This window comes from Arthrobacter senegalensis (assembly GCF_059091765.1).
Window position 1 is genome coordinate 564,031 of record NZ_JBNHGZ010000002.1, and the last position, 18,977, is coordinate 583,007.

Consider the following 18,977-nt stretch of genomic DNA (forward strand, 5'->3'; position numbering starts at 1 on the left):
CCATGAGTAACATCCAGACAGTGCCGCGTTCCCGGCGCAACACCGAACTGCTCCTGCTCCTGCTGGCCTTGATCGTCGGCATCGGAGCCAACATGCTGGTCGGGCTCGACCAGGACCGGGCCTTCGACAGCGACTTCTTCACCCAGGGCGGCACCTTGGTGGTGCTGGTCCTCGTCGTACACGTGGTCCTGCGCCTTCGCGCCAAATATGCCGACCCGGTAATACTTCCGATCGTCACCGCCCTGAACGGGGTGGGGCTGGCGATGATCCACCGGCTGGACATCGCCAACAACGACTCCGCCGCGGGGCGCCAGCTCCTGTGGACCGGCGTGGCCATCGCCGCCGTGGTCGCCGTCATCTGGCTGCTGCCCGACCACCGCGTCCTGCGCCGCTTTACCTACATATCGTTGATCACCAGCGCCATCCTGCTCATCCTTCCGCTGCTGCCGTTCATCGGGATGGAAATCAACGGCGCCCGGATTTGGGTGAGCCTGGGGTTCGCCACCTTCCAGCCGGGCGAAATCGCGAAGATCACCCTGGCTATATTCTTCGCCGGGTATTTATCGACGAACCGCGACCTCATCCTGCTCGCGGGCAAGAAGATCGGCCCGCTGCAGCTGCCCCGCTGGCAGGACATGGGCCCCATGGTGGTGGCCTGGCTGGTCAGCATCGGGGTCCTGGTCTTCCAGCGCGATTTGGGTTCCTCGATCCTGTTCTTTGGCCTGTTCATGGCCATGATCTATGTGGCCACCAGCCGCGTCAGCTGGGTCCTGATCGGCCTGCTCATGATCGCCGTGGGCGGCGTCGTGGCTTTCCAGCTGTTCCCGCACGTCACCGCACGTATCGACGGCTGGATCAACGCGTTCGACCCCGAGGTTTACAACCGGATCGGCGGCAGCCACCAGATCGTCCAAGGGCTGTTCGGCCTGGCCAGCGGCGCGCTGACCGGCACCGGACTCGGGCAGGGCCGGCCGGACCTGGTGACCTACGCGAACAGCGACATGATCATCGCCGCACTCGGCGAGGAGCTGGGGCTCATCGGACTCAGCGCCATCGTGATGCTCTACATCCTCTTGGTCAGCCGCGGCATCCGGGCGGCGCTGGGCAGCCGGGACGCCTTCGGCAAGCTCCTGGCCACGGGACTCTCCTTCACCCTGGCGCTGCAGTGCTTCGTGGTGATAGGGGGCGTCACCCGCCTGATTCCGCTGACCGGCCTGACCACACCCTTCCTGGCCGCCGGAGGGTCTTCCCTCCTGGCCAACTGGCTGATCGTCGCCCTGCTGCTGCTGATTTCCGACGCCGCGCGCCGTCCGGCCCTGACTGGCCCGGCCGCCGGCCGGCGGCCGCCGGGTGACCGGCCGGCGCGACGCAACCAGACCCAAGCACGGAACACCGGATCCACGGAGGTGATCCAACCATGAACCAGGCCATCCGCAATACCTGGATCGTCGCCATCGCGATGTTCGCGCTGCTGTTTGGATCGCTCACGGTCGTGCAATTCTTCGAGGCCGAAAACCTCAACGCCAACCCGTGGAACAGCCGGACCATCTACAAAGACTTCGACAAGAACCGGGGCGCCATTCTGGTGGGCGGCGAGCCGATCGCCGAGTCGGTTCCCTCGGACGACGAGTTCGCCTACCAGCGCGTCTACAACGAGCCCGCGCTCTACGCGCCGATCACCGGTTTCTACTCGTTGGTATACGGCTCCACCCAGATGGAGTCTGCGATGAACGATCAGCTCTCCGGTTCCGGCGACGAGTTCTTCTACGAACAGATCGTGCAGATGTTCTCCGGCGGCCAGGTCGAGGGCGCCTCGGTGGAGCTGACCCTGGACGCCGAGCTGCAGCAGTTGGCCTGGGACCTGATTCCCGACGGCGTGAAGGGCTCGATCGTGGTGATGGAACCGGACACCGGCAACATCCTCGCGATGGTCTCCAAGCCCAGCTTCGATCCGAATGACCTGGCGGGGCACAACACCGAAGAGGTCACGCAGAACATGGCCGAACTGGAGAAGGTGCCGGGCCTGTCTCCGTTCACCAACCCCGCCACCGAGAGCCTGTTGGCTCCGGGCTCCGTGTTCAAGCTCGCGGTGACGGCTGCCGCCCTGGAGTCCGGCCAGTACGACGCCGACAGCAAGCTCGACAATCCCCCGACGCTGCCGCTTCCGGGCACCAACGTCGAGTTGCCGAACTACGTCAACGGCGGCTGTGCGGCGCGGACAACCGTCGGCTTCTCCTTTGCCCTCGAGCAATCCTGCAACACGCCCTTCGCGCAGATCGCCATGGACCTGGGGGAAGACGCCATTGCGGAACAGGCCGCCAAGTTCGGATTCGGCGAGTCCTACCAGATCCCCACCCACGTCACCGCGAGCCAGTTCCCGACCGGCATGAGCGATGACCTGCTCGCCCAGTCGGCCATCGGCCAGTACGACGTCCGCGTGACCCCCCTGCAGGTGGCCATGATGACCGGTGCGATCGCCAACGACGGCGTGTTGATGAAGCCGAACCTCGTGCGCACCGTGCGCGCGCCCGACCTGCGCGTCATGGACAGCCCCAAGCCCCAGGAACTGCAACGTTCCCTGTCCGCAGACAACGCCCGGCTGATTCAGGACTGGATGGTCAATGTGGTCAGCAGGGGCATCGGCGGCGGAGCCGCCATTCCGGGCGTCGAGGTGGCCGGCAAGACCGGTACGGCAGAACTGCTGGCCGGCGAAGCAGGCAACAACTCGTGGTTCACCGGATTCGCACCGGCGGATGACCCCCAGGCCGTCGTATCCGTCGTCTTCGAGGACGTCGATGTAACGACCGGTTCTTCACTCTCAAGTCCAAGTGCTCGGCAACTCCTAGAGGCGGTGTTAAATAAGTGAGACCTACCTCGGGTATCACCTTAGGCGGCAGGTACCAGCTCACTGAACGTATCGCCATCGGCGGCATGGGTGAGGTCTGGAAGGCGCAGGACCAGGTCCTGGGCCGCATCGTCGCCATCAAGGTCCTCAAAGAGGAGTACACGGGCGACCCGGGCTTCCTCAACCGCTTCCGCGCAGAGGCCCGGCACACCGCGCTGCTGAACCACACCGGTATTGCCAATGTCTTTGATTACGGCGAAGAGGCCGGATCCGCCTACCTCGTGATGGAACTCGTGCCCGGGCATCCGCTCTCGGCGATCATCGAGCGCGAGCGCGTGCTCTCGCCCGACCGGACGCTGTCCATCATCACCCAGACGGCCAAGGCGCTGGCCGTCGCCCATGCCCAGGGCCTGGTGCATCGCGACGTCAAGCCCGGAAACCTGCTGATCACGCCGGAGGGCCGGGTCAAGATCACCGACTTCGGCATTGCGCGGCTTGCCGATCAGGTTCCGCTGACCGCGACCGGGCAGGTCATGGGCACCGCCCAGTATCTGGCGCCGGAGCAGGCGACGGGACAGACTGCTACCGGACAAAGCGACATCTATTCGCTCGGCGTCATCGGCTACGAGTGCCTCTCCGGTTCCCGGCCGTTCTCCGGTGAATCGCAGATTGCCATTGCATTGGCCCAGGTCAACGACACTCCCCCGCCGCTGCCCGAGTCCCTGCCCCGGCCGGTCCGCGCTCTGCTGATGTCCATGCTGGCCAAGGACCCGGCCGACCGGCCGGCCAACGCGGAAAAGCTAGCCGAGGCGGCCGACGCCATCCGTGCCGGCGATATCCGTGCCGCCGAGGCAGCTGTCCCGGGAATGTTGCTGTTCGGTGGGGACGACAGCACCGGTTTGATGACTGCTCCGGTGCCCGCCCCCGGAACCGCTCCGACGCGCGCCGTCAGCGCCGGGACCTCCCAGCTGCCCGCCGTCGGCGGTGCAGCAGCAGCGGGCCTCGGCGCCGAACGGGACTGGACCGATCAGGATCTGGACAGCGATGAGCCTGAAGAAACACCGCGCCGCCAGCAGAAGAAACGCAGTCCCTGGACCTGGCCGCTGGTCGGTTTGATCCTGTTGATTCTGTTCGCCGTGGCCGGCGCGATCCTGCTGCCCATGCTGACCCCCACCGGCGTTGCGGAGTCGTCGTCGTCGGCATCGAGCTCGACGACACGGGCGGCGCCGAAGACCACCTCCGCAACGCCAACGGAAGAAGAGACCGAGGAACCGCGCGAAACGGCAACGCCGGAGACGAACCAGCTGGCGGCGAATGCGTTCCTGGGCCGACCCTTCAGCGAGGTCCGGGCCGAGCTCGAAAACATGGGCTACCAGGTGGTTCCCAACCCGGTGGAGAGCGGCGAAGCCGAGAATACCGTCATCGACATCGCGCCGACCGGCGCCGTCGTCGTTGGCGAAGCAATCACCGTCACCTACTCCACCGGCCCCGGAACCGTCACCATTCCCAACGGTCTTGCCGGGCAGTCCGAGCAGCGGGTTCGCGAGGCCCTGATCGGACTGAACCTGGTACCGCAGAAGTCGGGCGAGCAGCCGAGCGATGATGAGCCTGGCACCGTCCTCAGCCTGTCTCCCGACGGCGGTGACGTTCCGGTCGGGTCGACCGTCAGCTACGTTGTCTCCAGTGGGCCGGAAGAAGAAGAAGAAACTCCGGCCCCGACAGAGACGGGCTCGCCGGATGCCAAGGGCCTGCCGACCTCCGCTCCCGACACGCGCGGCGGTAAGCCGTGACCGAATCCTGGTCGGCCTGATGGAAGGACGACAACCAGTGGACTCGCCGCACATCCTGGCTGGCCGCTACGAGGTGGGGGAACTCATCGGACGCGGCGGGATGGCCGATGTGCTGCTGGGCCGTGACATCCGCCTGGGCCGCTCGGTGGCGGTCAAGCAGCTGCGGACCGATCTGGCCCGCGACCCGATGCTCCAGTCCCGGTTTCGGCGCGAAGCCCAGGCGGTGGCCGGGCTGAACCACCCGGCAATCGTTGCCGTGTACGACACGGGGGACATGGATCTTCCCGGCGCCGCGGAGCACGACGTCAAGGTCCCGTTCATCGTGATGGAGTACGTCCGGGGCCGGACGCTGCGTGAATTCATCAAGGGCCGCGAGCTGGGCATCGAGGACTCGGTCCGCTATGCCCTCGGCGTCCTGGCCGCGCTCGAATACAGCCACCGCTCGGGCATTGTGCACCGCGACATCAAGCCGGCCAACGTCATGGTCACGCCCGAGGGCAACGTGAAGGTGATGGACTTCGGCATCGCGCGTGCGCTGGCCGATTCGGCCGCGACGATGACGCAGACCCAGGCGGTCCTGGGGACCGCACAGTACCTTTCCCCGGAGCAGGCCCGGGGTGAAGCCGTGGACGCGCGCAGCGACTTGTACTCGGCCGCCTGCCTGCTCTACGAAATGCTTGCCGGTCGTCCGCCCTTCATCGGTGACAGCCCGGTGTCCGTGGCCTACCAGCACGTCCGCGAACTCCCCGAACCGGCGAGCCGCTTCAATCCTGACGTTACCCCTGCCTTGGATTCCGTGCTGGAACATGCGCTGCAAAAAGACAAGGCGGACCGGTTCCAGACGGCCGCTGCCTTCGCGGACGCGCTGCGTGCGGCGCTGGGCGGGACGCCGCACCAGGCGGCCGGGCCGGCGACGGAAGCGTTTCCCGCACTGGCTCCCGCCACAGAACTAATCACCCAGCCGGCCCACGCCGTGGCCGGGGAAACTCCTGACCTGTCCCACACCGCCTACTCGCCTGATGACGACGCCGGACCGGAAACGGCCTCCTACGACCGCGGGCAGCTTCCCACCGCCTTGGCCGTGGGCAGTGAAGACGACATCGAACCCGAGCGCCGGGCCAAGCGCCGGGCATGGATCGTCACGCTGATCATTGCCTTGCTGCTGGTCCTGGTGGGCGGAGGCTACTACGTCTACAACATGCTGGTGCAGAACGCCGTCCCGAATACGGTTGCCGTTCCGGCTGTGGCGGGGATGGACCAGAACGCCGCCACCAACGCCATCTGGGCAGCGGATCTCAAGCCACGGGTTGAACAGGAGTTCAGCGACGACGTCGAGGCGGGCATGGCAACCCGAACCGATCCGGACGTCGGAGAACAGCTGGAACCGGGCAGCCAGGTCGTGGTCTACATCTCCGAGGGTAGCGAATTTGCTACCATTCCCAAGGACCTGGCCGGCCGCACCGAGGCGGAGGTCCGGGACAAGCTCCGGAATCTGGGCCTGGAACCGGGGGAAAACGTCCCGGCGAACAGTGCCTCCATGCCGCGCGGGAATGTGGTGACCACCAAGCCCGCCCCCGGCGAGAAGGTCAAGACCGGTTCCACGGTGGACCTGGTCATCTCGAACGGCATGGTGCGCGTTCCGGCCCTGATGAACAAAACTGTTGAAGAAGCCGGCACGATGCTGGAAGACGCGGCCGTTGCCCTGCCCTACCGGGTACAAGAGGTCGACAACGAGGTGGTCGCACCCGGCACCGTCGTCGGCCAGAGCGTTAAAGCGGGAACGGACGTCGAACAGGGGACTGAGATAGTCCTGACCGTTGCGGTTGCACCGCCGCCCCCCGAGCCCTCCGAAACGCCTGCGCCCGACCCGGATGAGGGCTCCGACAGAGGCAACAACTCCGGCAACGGGAACGGCCGCGGCAACGGGAACGGCCGGGGCAACGGGAACAGCGACGACTGACAGCGTCCGTGGCAGCCTGGTCCCCGCGACCGGTCGCGCGGTCCCGCCCCGGAGCGGTTCAGTGGGTAATGAGCGGGCTGAGCGTGGCGGCGCGTTCGGCCGTTCCCTCCGCGCCGAGCGACTCCAGCCAGTTACCGAGCATCAGGTAGCCGCCTTCGGTCAGCACCGATTCGGGATGGAACTGCACGCCCCACAGCGGCGCGCTCCGATGGGCCAGCCCCATCACGACTCCGCTGTCGGTCTCCGCGGTGATTTCGAGTTCGGCAGGGATGGTGCTGCGCACGGCCGCCAGCGAGTGGTAGCGGGTGGCCGTGAACGGGTTCGGCACGCCCAGGAAGGCGTTCTGGTCGCCGTGGGTCACGTGCGAGGTCTTCCCGTGCATCAATTCGGGGGCATGGGTGACGGTGGCGCCATAGGCCTCGGCCAACGCCTGGTGGCCCAGGCACACGCCGAACATCGGCTTTGCTTCCCGGCCGCACCAACGGATCAGCTCGATGCAGATGCCCGCCTCGGCAGGCGTTCCCGGGCCGGGGGAGACCAAGACCCCGTCGCGGACTCCGGCCAGTTCAACCGCTTCCTCGAGGGTGACGTCATCGTTGCGCACCACAGTCGTTTCCGCGCCGAGTTCCTGAAGGTAGCCGACCAGGGTGTAGACGAAGCTGTCATAGTTGTCGATGACGAGGATGCGCGGAGTCTTGCTCATGTGACGGTCGTGCCAATCGTGGAGTTGTTCCGGGACGGGGGACTGCGGGAGCCGGTCGGCACTCCGTCGGGGGAACGGGAGCCAAGGCGGCAACAGCAGCACTCACACTATGATCGGTCCCCCGCGGTGATCCCGGCAAATGCGCGGCGGCGAACGTCACATACATTGGCTAGACTAAACAGCTAGACGGTCGGCGGCGGCGGACTCGCGTGAAGATCGCGGCCCCGGCCTGCCAGTGCCAACCACCCCTTGATGCCCCGGAGGATCTGTGCCCGAGTCGAAGCGCCGCAAGAGGACCGAACGGCGTCCCGAGGAATTGACCGCCAAAGGCAATAAGCCCAACCCCGTGTGGTTCAAACCGGTCATGTTCGGCCTCATGATCATCGGCCTGCTGTGGATCATCGTTTTCTACATCACGCAGGGAGCGTGGCCGCTGCCGGCAGCAGGGTCCTGGAACATCATGATCGGGTTCGGCATCGCCATCGCGGGCTTCCTGATGACGACCAGGTGGCGCTCGTAGGCAGTCATGCTGGTTGATAACGGCATCTACGTCGACGGCGTCCGTGCCGCCACGCCCGAAACCCTGGAGCAGACGTTCAGCGAGCTGCACCGGTACTCGGGTATGGCGTGGATAGGCCTCTACCGGCCGAGCGAGCCGGAGCTGGCCGCCGTGGCAGCGGAGTTCGATCTTCACCACCTGGCCGTGGAGGACGCCTTGCGCGGCCATCAGCGGGCCAAGCTGGAACAGTACGGCCGCACGCTGTTCACCGTCCTCCGGCCCGCGCGCTACATCGACGAAACGGAGAAGGTGGAGTTCGGCGAACTGCATGTCTTCATGGGGCGGGACTTCCTGATCACCGTCAGGCACGCGGAGTCGCCGGATCTGGCCCACGTGCGGCAGCGTATGGAGTCCGTGCCCGACCTGCTGGCGACGGGACCGCAGGCGGCGCTCTACGCGGTCCTGGACCAGGTCGTCGACGAGTACGAACCCGTGGTGCTCGGCCTGGAGAACGACATCGACGAGATCGAAGACCAGCTCTTCGGCGGCGATCCCGACGTTTCCCGACGGATCTACGAGCTGCTGCGCGAAGTCATCGAGTTCCAGCGTGCCCTTCACCCGCTGGAGGGGATGATCGCCGTCCTCGAACGAGGCACCAAAAACCCTGACCTGGACCTTGAGGTGGCCCGCGGCCTGCGTGACGTCGAGGACCATGTCATCCGGCTGAACGAGCGTGTCGACGCCTTCCGTGCCGTCCTGCAGAACGCCCTGAGCCTCAGCTCCACCCTGCAGGCCCAGAAACTCACCGAAACCAGTGTTGCCCAGAACGAACAGGTCAAGCGCATCTCGTCCTGGGCGGCCATACTCTTCGCCCCGACTTTGGTGGCCGCCGTCTACGGGATGAACTTCACGGTGATGCCGGAACTGGACTGGGCGTTCGGCTACCCGATGTCGCTGGTTCTGATGTTCCTGACGGCCCTCGGGCTTTACTGGTTCTTCAGGCGCAACCGATGGCTCTAAAGCCCGCCTGACCGGGCAGGTGCGCCGGAAGCCCGCGCCCGGGATACGGGAACGGGCCCCGGCAGGACGGCTGCCAGGGTAGGCTCAGCCGGCGTCTGCGGCGGCCATCACGGCAGCGGTAACGGCCGGGGCCACCCGGGGGTCCAGCGGGCTGGGGATGATGTAATCGGCCGCGAGGTCTTCCCCGACGATTCCCGCGATTGCCTCGGCCGCGGCAACCTTCATGGCCGGGGTGATGCGGCGGGCACCCGCGTCCAGTGCGCCGCGGAAGATGCCCGGGAAAGCCAGGACGTTGTTGATCTGGTTGGGGAAGTCGCTGCGGCCGGTGGCCACAACCTTCGCGAACTTCGCGGCGGTCTCCGGGTGTACTTCCGGATCCGGGTTGGACAGCGCGAAGATGATGGCGTCGTCGGACATCTTCTCCAGGGTCTCTTCCGGGATCGTGCCGGAGGAGACCCCGATCAGCACGTCTGCCCCGTCGAGCGCCTGCGCGCTGCCGCCGGTGACTCCGCGCGGGTTTGTGCGGGCAGCATAGGAGGCCTTGACCTCGGTCAAATCGCCGCGGTCGCCGTGGATGATGCCGCGCGAATCCAGCAGGATCACGTCGGCAACGCCGGCGGCCAGGAGGATTTCGGCGACGGCGATGCCCGCCGCACCCGCGCCCGAAATAACCACCTTGAGCGACGCCAGCTCGCGGTTGACCACCTGGGCGGCATTGGTCAGCGCCGCAAGGGCTACCACGGCGGTGCCGTGCTGGTCGTCGTGCATGACCGGCATGTCCAGGGCCTCAATGAGGCGGGCTTCGAGCTCGAAGCAGCGTGGCGCCGAAATGTCTTCAAGGTTGACGGCGCCGAAGCTCGACCGCAGCCGCACCAGGGTCTCAATGATCTCGTCAACGTCGGTGGTCTCGAGTACCAGCGGGATGGAGTCCAGTCCGGCAAACTGCTTGAAGAGGGCAGCCTTCCCCTCCATCACCGGCAGTGACGCAGCCGCCCCGATGTTGCCCAACCCCAGCACCGCGGTGCCGTCGGAGACCACTGCCACCAGCCGGGAGGCCCACGTGTACTTCCCGGCCATTTCCGGGTCGGCGTTGATGGCGCGGCTGACTTGGGCCACACCCGGCGTGTAGGCGATGGAGAGATCGCGCTTGGTGTCCAACGGTGCGGTGAGGCCAATCTGCAGCTTGCCGCCCTCATGGGCGCTGAAGATCTCCTCGCGGGTGAGGTCGATTCGTGTGGAGTTGCCGGTTTCGGTAGTCACGTAGATTCCTTCTGTTGTTCCTTCCCTTCACGGGAGGGAGCTTGGATGGCCCGGCCTGCGACAGGCCGGCAGGAAGCAGATCCTCCGAGAGGCCGCAGCTGGCCGTTCACAAGGCATGGGGCGCGGCGCATTCGATCCGACTATCGCCTGGGTCCGGGACGGCCGCGTGGGCCCCGTGGCTGGTCGAGCGAGGGGACCGGATTTCAAGGCTACCTGAAGGCCGGTTTGCAGGGTCTGCATATGTCTTCGGCCGGACGAATGTTTCGCCTTTTCCACTGTAATGCTCGGCTAATTGCAGGGGCTGCAGGCTTAGTTGTCCACGTTTTCACAGTTGTAGACCGAACTTATCCACAGACGTGCATAACTTTGGGGATTACTTCCGTCCACCCCTTCTGTCCCCTGCCATCACGTTATCCACAGCTGTGGAATTACATGTGTGTAACTTATCCTCACTGTGCATAACTCCTGTGGATAACATCCTTTCACCTCAGGGAGGGCCGCGGAACTTTCCACAGCCAGCCCACAGGATGGGGAAAGCAGGTTGGGGAAAACGCGCAGTGCACGGCACGCGCGCCGGCGAAAGTGAGAGGGGCCCGTCGGGCACAGCGTGCGCCTACAGCCAGCCCCCGGGCGGGACTGCCCGGAGATTGCCGGTCCGGCAAACGGGACCACACAGGAAAGGCGGGCAGGAACCGCGTCCTCCAGGACACTTTTCCTGCCCGCCTTGGCGGAAGCCGGCCGGGGTTACGTCATCGCCTTCAGGGCAGTGACCGCCACCAGCACCAGGAGTATGGCAGCCAGCCCGGTGAACTGGACAACGCTTCGATTCTTTCCCTTCGGCGCGTAGGCCAGCACCACAGCGGACAAGGCACCAACCAGCAGTCCGCCCAAGTGCGCCTGCCAGGCAATGCCGGAGACCACGAATCCGAGCACCGCGTTGATGCCAATCAGCACCAACAGCGATCTGACCTCGCCGCCGCGTTGCCGCTGCACGATGAACAGTGCGCCGAAGAGGCCGAAAATGGCCCCTGAGGCGCCGACCACGGGAATGTTGGGAGCGGAGAGCAGGAGTACGCCGACCGAGCCGCCGAAGCCGGAAAGCAGGTACAGCCCAAGGAACCTCAGCCGCCCCAACAGGGGCTCCAGGTGCCGGCCCAGGATCCACAAGGCGTAGAGGTTGAAGGCAATGTGCAGGAGGAAATTCGGCGAATGCAGAAAAGCCGAGGTGATCATCCGCCACGGTTCCGGCGCGTAGAACGGATTTGGAAGGGTGTAGACCGGCGCGTACAGGAACCTTTCGGTGAAGCCGGGAACGACCCACTGCAGCAGATAGGCAACGGCGCAGATGCCGATCAGTGTCAGCGTGACCACGGGACGGCCGACCGCGGCCACCCCGCCATAGACGGTACGGACAGTCGGCATGCTGCGCGCCGCTTCGTTGACGCAGTCGACGCACTGGACGCCAACCGACGCCGTGCGCTGGCATTCCGGACAGGCCGGGCGTCCGCAACGCTGGCAGCGCACGTAGGAGACGCGGTCCGGATGCCGCGGGCAGACGGGGACATCGGTCTGCGGCGGTTCGGCCGGCATTCCGTAGGACATGGAGGCGCTCCTGCTGGGAAAAGGTCCCCGCCCGGGTTCCGGGCGGGGACATTAGGCAACTTAGAGCTGCTCGACCGTGATGTTCTTGATGACCACGTCTTCCAGCGGCTTGTCCCGCTGGTCGGTAGCCACCGCGTTGAGGGAATCTACGACGGCGCGCGAAGCTTCGTCCGTGACGTCGCCGAAGATCGTGTGCTTGCCCTGCAGCCAGGTGGTGGGAACGGTAGTGATGAAGAACTGCGAGCCGTTGGTGCCGCGGCCCCCCTGGATGCCGGCGTTGGCCATGGCCAGCTTGTAGGGCTCGTTAAAGTTCAGGTCGGGGCTGATTTCGTCGTCGAACTGGTAGCCCGGGCCGCCGATGCCCTGGCCCAGCGGATCGCCGCCCTGGAGCATGAAGTCCTTAATGATGCGGTGGAAGATGACGCCGTCGTAGAGCGGAGCGTTCGTCTCTTCGCCGGTCTGCGGGTGCTTCCAGGTGATCTCGCCGGTGGCCAGCCCGATGAAATTCTTCACGGTTTTCGGGGCGTGGTTGCCGAACAGGTTCACCACGATGTCGCCGTGGTTGGTGTGGATAGTGGCCTTAGCTGTAGCGATAGCAGTCATGGCACCATTCTTCCACGGCGATTCCCTTGGGTTCCCGCCGGCGGCCGGTTCCGCGATGAGTGAAAATCCCGCGCGTTTCATCGCCGGCATAGCCGTCTGCAAGTGCAGGAAGTAGGCTGATGAACGACCGTCACCATTTCCGGGAGGTAGTAGTGAAGAAGACCAAACGAATAGCTCACGACGCAGAAGGCAATGTTTTTGTCCTCGTGGGAACAGCCAAGGACTGGGCCTCTCCCAAGATGGCAGCCGCGCGGAACTGGGCCGTCCCGCGGATCGAAAAGAGCATTGAGACCGCTTCACCGCGCATCCAGGGGGGGCTGCAGAAGGCCGCCAAGGATCTTTCCCACTCCGTAGTAACTGTGACGCCGAGGATCCAGGAGGGATTGGACAGCCTGGCGCCGAAGATTTCCCACGTTGTGGATGAGGCTGCTCCGCGCATCCAGGAGACCTTGGACCGGGCGGCCCCCGCCATCACACATGCCCGGGACAAAGTAGTCGACGAGTACATCCCGACCGTCTCAGCACGGCTCGCCGCTACCGCAGACCAGGTCGCGAAGACGCTGGACAAGACCGCGCTGCCCGTTTCGGTGCAGGCCGCCGTCGTCAAGGCGGGCGGATCCAAGCGCGCCCTCAAGAAAGCCCAAAAGGCAGCCGCCGGGCATGCCAGGAAGGCTGCCAAGGAGCTGAAAAACCAGCAGAAGTCCGGGGGCGGCAAGGGTTGGCTGATCGTGGGCATCCTCGCGGCCGCGGCGACGGCGGGAGTGGCCGCATGGCGGGCTGCCCGGCCGGTCGAAGATCCGTGGAAGACGCCGGTCCAGCCGACGAGTGCGACTCCGGCACCGGGTCAGGTTTCCACCACCACCAGTCCGTCGAGCTCGAGCTCCGCCTCGACTTCCACAACTTCCACCTCGACAGGTACCGCCGGGGCTGCCGAAACCGCAACAGCCAAACACGCTGCAGCCCCGGCCACCTCGGATGCCGCAGCGGGTACCTCTGTCTCCGATAAGGGTTCCGAGGCCGCGGCAGCCACGGCCAAGACGACCGGCAACGGCCCCACCCGCTCCGCGCGGGCGGCCGGCCAGAAGGCTGCGGAAGCTGCCGACGCTGCCGCCGAGAAGGACACCAAGAAGTAGTTTTCCTTCAGCACACGCCGTAATGGGAGCTCCCCGAAGGGGAGCTCCCATTGTTCTCTCCCGTCCCATCCCCTTCACGACCCGCTTCCCGGACTCCCGGCAAGCCTGCTGGTAGATTTCATGCCGTGAGAAGTGCTGCGCCCAGCGTGTCGATCGTCATCCCGGCCTTCAATGAAGAGTCGGTTATCCGCCAATGCGTCTACGCCGCGGTATGCCAGTCCGTGGCACCCTGGGAAATCATCGTCGTGGACAACAAATCGACCGACGGGACAGCCGACCTGGTCCGGGCCATGCAGGCCGAATACCCCGATGTTCCCCTGATCCTGCTCGAGCAGGATGCGGAGCAAGGCCTGATCCCCACGCGCAACTTCGGCCTGGACCGTGCCACCGGAGAAGTCCTGGGCAGGATCGACGCTGATTCCGTCCTGGAGCCCGACTGGGTTGAGCGCGTGCAAGCGGCTTTCGCCGACCCGGAAGTGATGGCGTGCACCGGTCCGGTGCTGTACTACGACATGCCGCTGCGGCGCTTCGGCCTCCAGGCCGACGACCGCCTGCGCCGCTTCGTTCTGAAACTGGCCAAGAAGCAGTACCACTTCCTCTTCGGATCCAACATGGCCATCCGCCGCGGAGCCTGGGACATTATCCGCAACGAGGTTTGCCGTGATGAGGCGGACGAGATGCACGAGGACATCGATATCTCCGTTCATCTGGCCGACCACGCGCTCAGGATCCAATACGTGCCGGAAATGATCAGCGGCATGTCGGCCCGGAGGCTGGAAGATTCGCCCAAGGACTACCGGTACTACGTCACGCGCTTCGAGCGCACCTACAACGTCCACAAGATCGACCGCCGCATGGCGCGGGTGCCGATGCTGATCTTCATGAGCGTCTACTACCCCGCAAAGCTGCTGCGCCGGGTCCACCAGGCCCGCACGCAGGTCCGCGTGACGCGCGGCGGGCTGTAGCCGTTAGTCCCTCCCGGGTCCGCTGGCTTCCGGCACCGGGTTGCGTCCCTGCACCTTCGACCTGTTCTGGGAAAGCACGACGGCGGCCAGGCCCGCCAGGATCAGTGCCAGGCCCGCGTAGGTGCCCCACGGAAGGGTCTCGCCGAGGAACAGGGCCGCCAGGGCGGCGGCTCCGGGGATTTCCAGCAGGATGATCATTGAAACCACCAGCGGACTCAGGACAGCCAGCAGGTGGTTCAGCACCGAGTGGCCCAGCAACTGGGCCACCACGGTCACGGCCAGGATCCCGGCCCAGGCTTGGGGCGGGAACCCGGCGAGCGGCTGTCCGAAAGCCAACACCATAGCCAGCAGGATGAGTGCGCACAATCCGTAACAGATGGTGGTGTACGGTCCCGTGGACAGCCGGCGCCGTACCCGGCCGCCGGCCATCGTATACACCCCGGCCATGGCCCCGCCGACCAGGCCGAGCAGGTCGCCCAGCAGTGCCTCTCTGGAGAGCCGCAGGTCGAACCCGGAGATCACCAGTACGCCGGCGAACGCGAGCCCGACACCGCACAAGATCAGCCGGGACGCCTTGATGCCGCGCAGCCGGTTGAACAGGACGATCCAGGCCGACTGCAGGCAGACCAAAGCAGTCGCCGCCGCCACCGAGGTCAGCTGCAACGCGGTGATGAAACAGGCGAAGTGGAGCGCCAACGCGACGGCCGCCATCGCGCTGAAGCCGATGTCCGACGTCGTCAGCTTCCGGAACTCCTGGCGCCGACCAATCGCCGAGGGTACCCCCATCACGACGGCGCCGATGATGTTCCGCCAAAACGCGATGGCCAGGGCGGGGGCGGCAGTGGCAGCCATGATAGGCCCGGACGCGGAGATGCCGAGCACAGCCAACGTGGCCAGGAAGATGATCACACCTTCAGCCTAGGGGTGAACCGCTGATGAGCGTCGTTTCCGGCGGTTCCCCGCCAGACTCTGGGCATTGTCAGACACAAGGCCGCATAGCTCCTGCGGAGCGGTCACTGTCATAGCCAAGGACCTACGCTCAGGGTTATTCTTCGGCCATGACCCAACGTCTCCGGTACCACCTGCTGTCATGGTTCTTCCTGGTTCTGATGTTGCCCACTGGCGCCGGCGGGATGTATCTGGCGGACAAAGTCCTCAATGGAAATTCGTCATGGGCGCCGCTGTACGACGGAACCACTCTGAACATGTGGGTCTACTGGGGGATAAGCCTCTTGGCCCTACTTGCTTTTGCGCTCTGCGGCATGAGCGCGTGGGTGTTCCTCCGGCGGATCATGCCGCCAAACCCCATCAGCGCGGGTAAGCCTTGATTGTGAGCCACCTGAAGCAACGACTATCGCCGGCTGTGGTAGTTTCGGGGCTGCTCTCGGCCGGTCTGCTCACCGGATGCGGAGCGGAGAATGCTGTGGATCCTGGAAGCCAGTCACCGACTGGTTACCCGGGCAGTACTGCAACATGGGTCGCAGATCCGGTCTTCGGCACATTCACGGGCACACACACGATCGAGCTGGGTGCTCCGCCCGCGGAAGCTACCCACATCTATGTGGAGCTGACTTGTCTCAGTGCCGGGACTCTCCTCTTGCAGGGCAGCGACGAAGTAACCTGCGCGGAGCCGGATGAGGGTACAACTCAGGCATTTTCGTCATCTCCACTGTCGCCGGATCAATCCTCTTTCGAGGTGGCGAGCGATCCCGATGTCAGCTACATGGTGAGGGCCGTTTACGAGGATGGCGCCTCGGTCCAATAGCCTCTTCCCATCGTGGGAGGGCAACGCGGAGGAGGCATGGAAACCTTGAAAGATCGGCACTCTTGGCTTAGCGAGGCATCAGATCCATGCCGTCCTTGGACTGTGGCTGCGGTGGCTGTGGCGGCCATCGGCATCCTGTTGTTTCTCCTGGGACTGGGGGCCCGGCCCGATACCGAGCTGCTGCCCGGATATGCGGCCTTTTACGCCCTGATTGGGCTGTTCATGTTTGGCCCGGGGATCAGGGAGGTTTCCTGGGGCCAACTGCTGACCTTCGTTCTGCCCGGTTTGTTGATGGTGGCACTGTGGGTGCTGGGCACCGGTTACTGGGGTGGGCTCTGGCTGCTGGGTCTGCCTGCATGGACCATTATCTGCCGGCGCTGGGACAGCTACGGCAGAGGGCAACTGGCCGCAAAGCTGGCACTGTTTGTGGCGGTCTTGGCGGCATCGTCGCTGTTCTTCGTCCTTTGCGGGTTCTATCCGATTCTCGGTCCCGCCCTGCTTACCGTGGTGCCGGGGGTACCGTTGGCGCATTTCATCGCATCCCCTGCCTACAGGAAGCGGCCCTTGCAAGCCGCCACTGAGTTCCTGCTGTCCTGCGCCGTCGTTGTCGTAGCGCTGACGCTGCCGGAGTTGGGATGGGCTTCGCCGGAGGGGTTCGCCAGCGCGGCGGTGCTGGCGGGGCTGTTGATGGCAGGGTGGGCCGGCCGATGCGCGGTCCCGGTTGGACCCGGGTCAAGGAACCTGATCGAGAATTGATCAACGATCGCCCGCGGCGAAAAGACCAGCCGCACAAACGATGCAGAGCGCACCGACCAACCCCAGGGCAAGCAGTGCCTTCCGCTGAGGCCCTAACGGTTCCCCTTCCCGCCGTGGCCGTGCAATGGCATAAATGGCCGATCCCATATTCACGATCAAACCGACGGCGAGGAGCATCAGTGCCTGCTCCTGCATGTCCTCATCCTTGCACCTCCACCTTGGGGAGACCTTATCGCGGGTTCATGGATCGCAGCCTGCCGGCGGATCTGCGACCGCCGGTGGTGGTCGCCTTGGCACCAATGGTGTCGGATTCAGGAATAAGGCCGGGTGCAAGGATGTGGCATGGCGACGAATCGGCAGATGAGCAAAAGAACCCAGATTGTATGACTGCAATTTTCTTAGCGGTCTGGTTCTACATCGCATATCAGATCATGGAATGGCTCGGGGTAACCGTCGTCTTGATGGCTTGTTTCATCGGATGGTTTGTATCAACTGTGGTCAAACGGGCAGTTGGGAAGGACGATAGTGAGCCATGAACTCTCCGCAACGACAGCGAATCCCCTTGCCTGCTCTGGCCATCTGGATTGGGGCGTTGCCTGTCTTCTTGATAGCCCCATGGATACCCGTGTTGCGTACAGGGCCATGGGAATGGATCATCCTCGCACTTCAGATCGTCGCCGCTGTAGCCATGGTGGTGTTTCTCGTAAGATCCGTGCGCAAGCAACGAGACGACTACTGGCGCGAACGAGGCAAAGACCCCAAGCAACCGGAGATTTGAGAGTGGCCACATGAATTCCAGGCTCCCGCCCGGACTCCGCCCGCCTGTGGAGGTCGCCCTGGCTCATGCGGTGGAGAAGATCCCAGGCCCCGGGCTCTACCCCGGCGGAGCCTTCCGCCTACACTGGCGCTATGTGCAGCAGCGGCAAGAGCTGGAAGGTCACTAGGAGGTTCACCAGGAACCCTGTGATGCCCGTAGCGCCGATGCCGACTGCGGCACCGGCCAGCGCCTTGCCGGCCCCTCGACGTGTTGCCATGGCACCGAGGATCACGGCGATGATGTTCAGAGCGGTGACGATACCCCAGACGATGGCGGCGAAGGTGAAGAGGTTGTCGTAGTCCCCCCTGGCTGCTGCCTGGCGTGCGGAGATGGGGCCGGCGTAGGTGGCGAACCAGGTGAGCAGTACACCGATCGTTGCGGCGATAAAGGCCGCCCATGCGATTTTGCCGGCCCGCCGACTGGTCGAAACGGGTTGCGCCGGGGAAGCCGACCGGGCCTCGGCACTCCGCTGATCGCTCATATTCCGGAGTCTAACTGTGTCGCGTGCCACTGCGGCCTCCTTGCGCCTGTTTTGACCGCCGGATTTGAAAATCCATTCACCAGCGCCCGGGGTGTACCGGGTGGCTCAGCCCTTCAGCCGCCGCCGGACCTTGTTAGGCGCACCCGGCGCACCTAGTCGAGACGGCTGTCAGCTCCCCACATGTTTCCGCGGGGGTCCTAGGCGCACTAGACCGAACACGAACCATTACCAGTTCTATGCTGTATACCTACCAATTGAAGCGGTACGGAGGGCCGCCTCTTGGTAAGAACATCGGGCACTTCGCTATTAAAAACCGCGGCGACCTGCGGTTATACAAAAAGGAAGACCCGAACCTTGCGGTTCGCGTCTTCCTTTTCATCCGGTGGAGGCAAGGGGACTCGAACCCCTAACCCCCTGCTTGCAAAGCAGGTGCGCTACCAATTGCGCCATGCCCCCGGAGGGTCCGGCCGGTCGGACCGGCCGATGCTTTGAGTCACTCGACCTTGTCGGTCGCGCGGCTCCAAGCGGATTTCTCCGCTTCGGATTCCTGCCACTTCTTGTACGCGAAGACACCCGCGGCCGCGGCCGCCATCAGCAGCAACTTCTTCACGGTGTCCTCCCGACATCGGTGGGATCAGTCATCCGTGGGCGTACCAGGACTTGAACCTGGGACCTCTTCGTTATCAGCGAAGCGCTCTAACCGCCTGAGCTATACGCCCCCTGCCCTTGCGGGCCGAGATACGACTTTACAGTACGCCGGGCCGGAACTTCAAATCCG

Annotated in this window: 19 protein-coding genes and 2 tRNA genes; 11 read left to right on the forward strand and 10 right to left on the reverse strand. The window is 64.8% G+C overall.

Going from position 1 to position 18,977, the window contains the following annotated elements:
• Window positions 1–2 precede the first annotated feature (2 nt).
• From AC5RVG_RS08055 to pknB, 4 genes are read left to right on the forward strand one after another with little or no spacing between them, the layout of a single operon-like run.
• Window positions 3–1,421, forward strand: a complete 1,419-nt coding sequence (locus tag AC5RVG_RS08055) for an FtsW/RodA/SpoVE family cell cycle protein (RefSeq protein ID WP_494001218.1) — start codon at window positions 3–5, stop codon at window positions 1,419–1,421.
• Complete coding sequence (locus tag AC5RVG_RS08060) at window positions 1,418–2,866, forward strand: peptidoglycan D,D-transpeptidase FtsI family protein (protein ID WP_494001217.1); 1,449 nt, start codon at window positions 1,418–1,420, stop codon at window positions 2,864–2,866. Before AC5RVG_RS08055 ends, AC5RVG_RS08060 begins: the two co-directional genes overlap by 4 nt.
• On the forward strand, window positions 2,863–4,635 hold the full coding sequence (locus AC5RVG_RS08065; RefSeq protein ID WP_494013423.1) for a protein kinase domain-containing protein: 1,773 nt from the start codon (window positions 2,863–2,865) through the stop codon (window positions 4,633–4,635). The genes AC5RVG_RS08060 and AC5RVG_RS08065 overlap by 4 nt, the downstream gene beginning before the upstream one ends.
• 19 nt (window positions 4,636–4,654) lie before the next feature.
• A complete protein-coding gene (pknB, locus tag AC5RVG_RS08070) occupies window positions 4,655–6,595 on the forward strand; it encodes a Stk1 family PASTA domain-containing Ser/Thr kinase (protein WP_494013424.1) in 1,941 nt (646 codons plus the stop codon).
• A gap of 58 nt (window positions 6,596–6,653) precedes the next feature.
• Here the strand turns inward: pknB and AC5RVG_RS08075 are convergent, their stop codons facing one another.
• Window positions 6,654–7,298 carry an anthranilate synthase component II gene (locus tag AC5RVG_RS08075; RefSeq protein WP_494013425.1) on the reverse strand — a complete coding sequence of 215 codons (645 nt, stop codon included), beginning with the start codon at window positions 7,296–7,298 and terminating at the stop codon, window positions 6,654–6,656.
• Window positions 7,299–7,566: 268 nt separating this feature from the next.
• Here AC5RVG_RS08075 and AC5RVG_RS08080 point away from each other — a divergent pair, with 268 nt between their 5' ends.
• Both AC5RVG_RS08080 and AC5RVG_RS08085 read left to right on the forward strand, forming a co-directional pair.
• The gene (locus AC5RVG_RS08080; protein ID WP_494001213.1) at window positions 7,567–7,818 is read left to right on the forward strand and encodes a cell division protein CrgA; all 252 of its coding nucleotides are present in this window, start codon (window positions 7,567–7,569) and stop codon (window positions 7,816–7,818) included.
• 6 nt (window positions 7,819–7,824) lie between these two features.
• Complete coding sequence (locus AC5RVG_RS08085; protein ID WP_494001212.1) at window positions 7,825–8,817, forward strand: magnesium and cobalt transport protein CorA; 993 nt, start codon at window positions 7,825–7,827, stop codon at window positions 8,815–8,817.
• Between the two features lie 84 nt (window positions 8,818–8,901).
• Here the strand turns inward: AC5RVG_RS08085 and AC5RVG_RS08090 are convergent, their stop codons facing one another.
• The 3 genes from AC5RVG_RS08090 to AC5RVG_RS08100 form a co-directional block, all read right to left on the reverse strand.
• Window positions 8,902–10,077, reverse strand: coding sequence for an NAD(P)-dependent malic enzyme (locus AC5RVG_RS08090; RefSeq protein WP_494013426.1), 1,176 nt, complete (start codon window positions 10,075–10,077; stop codon window positions 8,902–8,904).
• Window positions 10,078–10,821: 744 nt separating this feature from the next.
• Window positions 10,822–11,679, reverse strand: a complete 858-nt coding sequence (locus AC5RVG_RS08095; RefSeq protein WP_494013427.1) for a rhomboid family intramembrane serine protease — start codon at window positions 11,677–11,679, stop codon at window positions 10,822–10,824.
• 60 nt (window positions 11,680–11,739) lie between these two features.
• Complete coding sequence (locus AC5RVG_RS08100; RefSeq protein ID WP_494013428.1) at window positions 11,740–12,282, reverse strand: peptidylprolyl isomerase; 543 nt, start codon at window positions 12,280–12,282, stop codon at window positions 11,740–11,742.
• Between the two features lie 119 nt (window positions 12,283–12,401).
• Between AC5RVG_RS08100 and AC5RVG_RS08105 the strand changes: the two genes are divergently transcribed.
• Window positions 12,402–13,415, forward strand: a complete 1,014-nt coding sequence (locus AC5RVG_RS08105) for a hypothetical protein (protein ID WP_494013429.1) — start codon at window positions 12,402–12,404, stop codon at window positions 13,413–13,415.
• A gap of 125 nt (window positions 13,416–13,540) precedes the next feature.
• Window positions 13,541–14,380 (forward strand): glycosyltransferase family 2 protein, encoded by an 840-nt coding sequence (locus AC5RVG_RS08110; protein WP_494013430.1) that lies wholly within the window; start codon window positions 13,541–13,543, stop codon window positions 14,378–14,380.
• Between the two features lie 3 nt (window positions 14,381–14,383).
• Here the strand turns inward: AC5RVG_RS08110 and AC5RVG_RS08115 are convergent, their stop codons facing one another.
• A complete protein-coding gene (locus AC5RVG_RS08115; protein ID WP_494013431.1) occupies window positions 14,384–15,289 on the reverse strand; it encodes a DMT family transporter in 906 nt (301 codons plus the stop codon).
• A 149-nt stretch (window positions 15,290–15,438) separates the two neighbouring features.
• Here AC5RVG_RS08115 and AC5RVG_RS08120 point away from each other — a divergent pair, with 149 nt between their 5' ends.
• Complete coding sequence (locus AC5RVG_RS08120; RefSeq protein WP_494013432.1) at window positions 15,439–15,708, forward strand: hypothetical protein; 270 nt, start codon at window positions 15,439–15,441, stop codon at window positions 15,706–15,708.
• A gap of 473 nt (window positions 15,709–16,181) precedes the next feature.
• Window positions 16,182–16,901 carry a hypothetical protein gene (locus tag AC5RVG_RS08125; RefSeq protein WP_494013433.1) on the forward strand — a complete coding sequence of 240 codons (720 nt, stop codon included), beginning with the start codon at window positions 16,182–16,184 and terminating at the stop codon, window positions 16,899–16,901.
• Here AC5RVG_RS08125 and AC5RVG_RS08130 read toward each other — a convergent pair whose 3' ends face one another.
• The gene (locus tag AC5RVG_RS08130; protein ID WP_494013434.1) at window positions 16,902–17,096 is read right to left on the reverse strand and encodes a hypothetical protein; all 195 of its coding nucleotides are present in this window, start codon (window positions 17,094–17,096) and stop codon (window positions 16,902–16,904) included.
• Between the two features lie 47 nt (window positions 17,097–17,143).
• Here AC5RVG_RS08130 and AC5RVG_RS08135 point away from each other — a divergent pair, with 47 nt between their 5' ends.
• Window positions 17,144–17,437, forward strand: coding sequence for a hypothetical protein (locus AC5RVG_RS08135; protein ID WP_494013435.1), 294 nt, complete (start codon window positions 17,144–17,146; stop codon window positions 17,435–17,437).
• 360 nt (window positions 17,438–17,797) lie between these two features.
• Here the strand turns inward: AC5RVG_RS08135 and AC5RVG_RS08140 are convergent, their stop codons facing one another.
• The 4 genes from AC5RVG_RS08140 to AC5RVG_RS08155 all read right to left on the reverse strand — a co-directional run bounded on the left by AC5RVG_RS08140 (window position 17,798) and on the right by AC5RVG_RS08155 (window position 18,918).
• Complete coding sequence (locus AC5RVG_RS08140) at window positions 17,798–18,199, reverse strand: hypothetical protein (protein ID WP_494013436.1); 402 nt, start codon at window positions 18,197–18,199, stop codon at window positions 17,798–17,800.
• 383 nt (window positions 18,200–18,582) lie between these two features.
• A tRNA-Ala gene (locus tag AC5RVG_RS08145) sits at window positions 18,583–18,655 on the reverse strand.
• 37 nt (window positions 18,656–18,692) lie between these two features.
• Complete coding sequence (locus tag AC5RVG_RS08150) at window positions 18,693–18,809, reverse strand: DLW-39 family protein (protein WP_494001205.1); 117 nt, start codon at window positions 18,807–18,809, stop codon at window positions 18,693–18,695.
• A gap of 35 nt (window positions 18,810–18,844) precedes the next feature.
• Window positions 18,845–18,918, reverse strand: a tRNA-Ile gene (locus AC5RVG_RS08155).
• Between the last annotated feature and the right edge of the window lie 59 nt (window positions 18,919–18,977).

What these genes read in the sequence shown, in the direction of transcription:
- AC5RVG_RS08095 (WP_494013427.1), bottom strand. Translation starts at nt 11,679, where the DNA reads ATGTCCTACGGAATGCCGGCCGAACCGCCGCAGACCGATGTCCCCGTC.
- AC5RVG_RS08130 (WP_494013434.1), bottom strand. Translation starts at nt 17,096, where the DNA reads ATGCAGGAGCAGGCACTGATGCTCCTCGCCGTCGGTTTGATCGTGAAT.
- AC5RVG_RS08075 (WP_494013425.1), bottom strand. Translation starts at nt 7,298, where the DNA reads ATGAGCAAGACTCCGCGCATCCTCGTCATCGACAACTATGACAGCTTC.
- AC5RVG_RS08100 (WP_494013428.1), bottom strand. Translation starts at nt 12,282, where the DNA reads ATGACTGCTATCGCTACAGCTAAGGCCACTATCCACACCAACCACGGC.
- AC5RVG_RS08105 (WP_494013429.1), top strand. Translation starts at nt 12,402, where the DNA reads ATGAACGACCGTCACCATTTCCGGGAGGTAGTAGTGAAGAAGACCAAA.
- pknB (WP_494013424.1), top strand. Translation starts at nt 4,655, where the DNA reads ATGGAAGGACGACAACCAGTGGACTCGCCGCACATCCTGGCTGGCCGC.
- AC5RVG_RS08055 (WP_494001218.1), top strand. Translation starts at nt 3, where the DNA reads ATGAGTAACATCCAGACAGTGCCGCGTTCCCGGCGCAACACCGAACTG.
- AC5RVG_RS08140 (WP_494013436.1), bottom strand. Translation starts at nt 18,199, where the DNA reads ATGAGCGATCAGCGGAGTGCCGAGGCCCGGTCGGCTTCCCCGGCGCAA.
- AC5RVG_RS08085 (WP_494001212.1), top strand. Translation starts at nt 7,825, where the DNA reads ATGCTGGTTGATAACGGCATCTACGTCGACGGCGTCCGTGCCGCCACG.
- AC5RVG_RS08060 (WP_494001217.1), top strand. Translation starts at nt 1,418, where the DNA reads ATGAACCAGGCCATCCGCAATACCTGGATCGTCGCCATCGCGATGTTC.
- AC5RVG_RS08120 (WP_494013432.1), top strand. Translation starts at nt 15,439, where the DNA reads ATGACCCAACGTCTCCGGTACCACCTGCTGTCATGGTTCTTCCTGGTT.
- AC5RVG_RS08135 (WP_494013435.1), top strand. Translation starts at nt 17,144, where the DNA reads ATGGATCGCAGCCTGCCGGCGGATCTGCGACCGCCGGTGGTGGTCGCC.
- AC5RVG_RS08125 (WP_494013433.1), top strand. Translation starts at nt 16,182, where the DNA reads ATGGAAACCTTGAAAGATCGGCACTCTTGGCTTAGCGAGGCATCAGAT.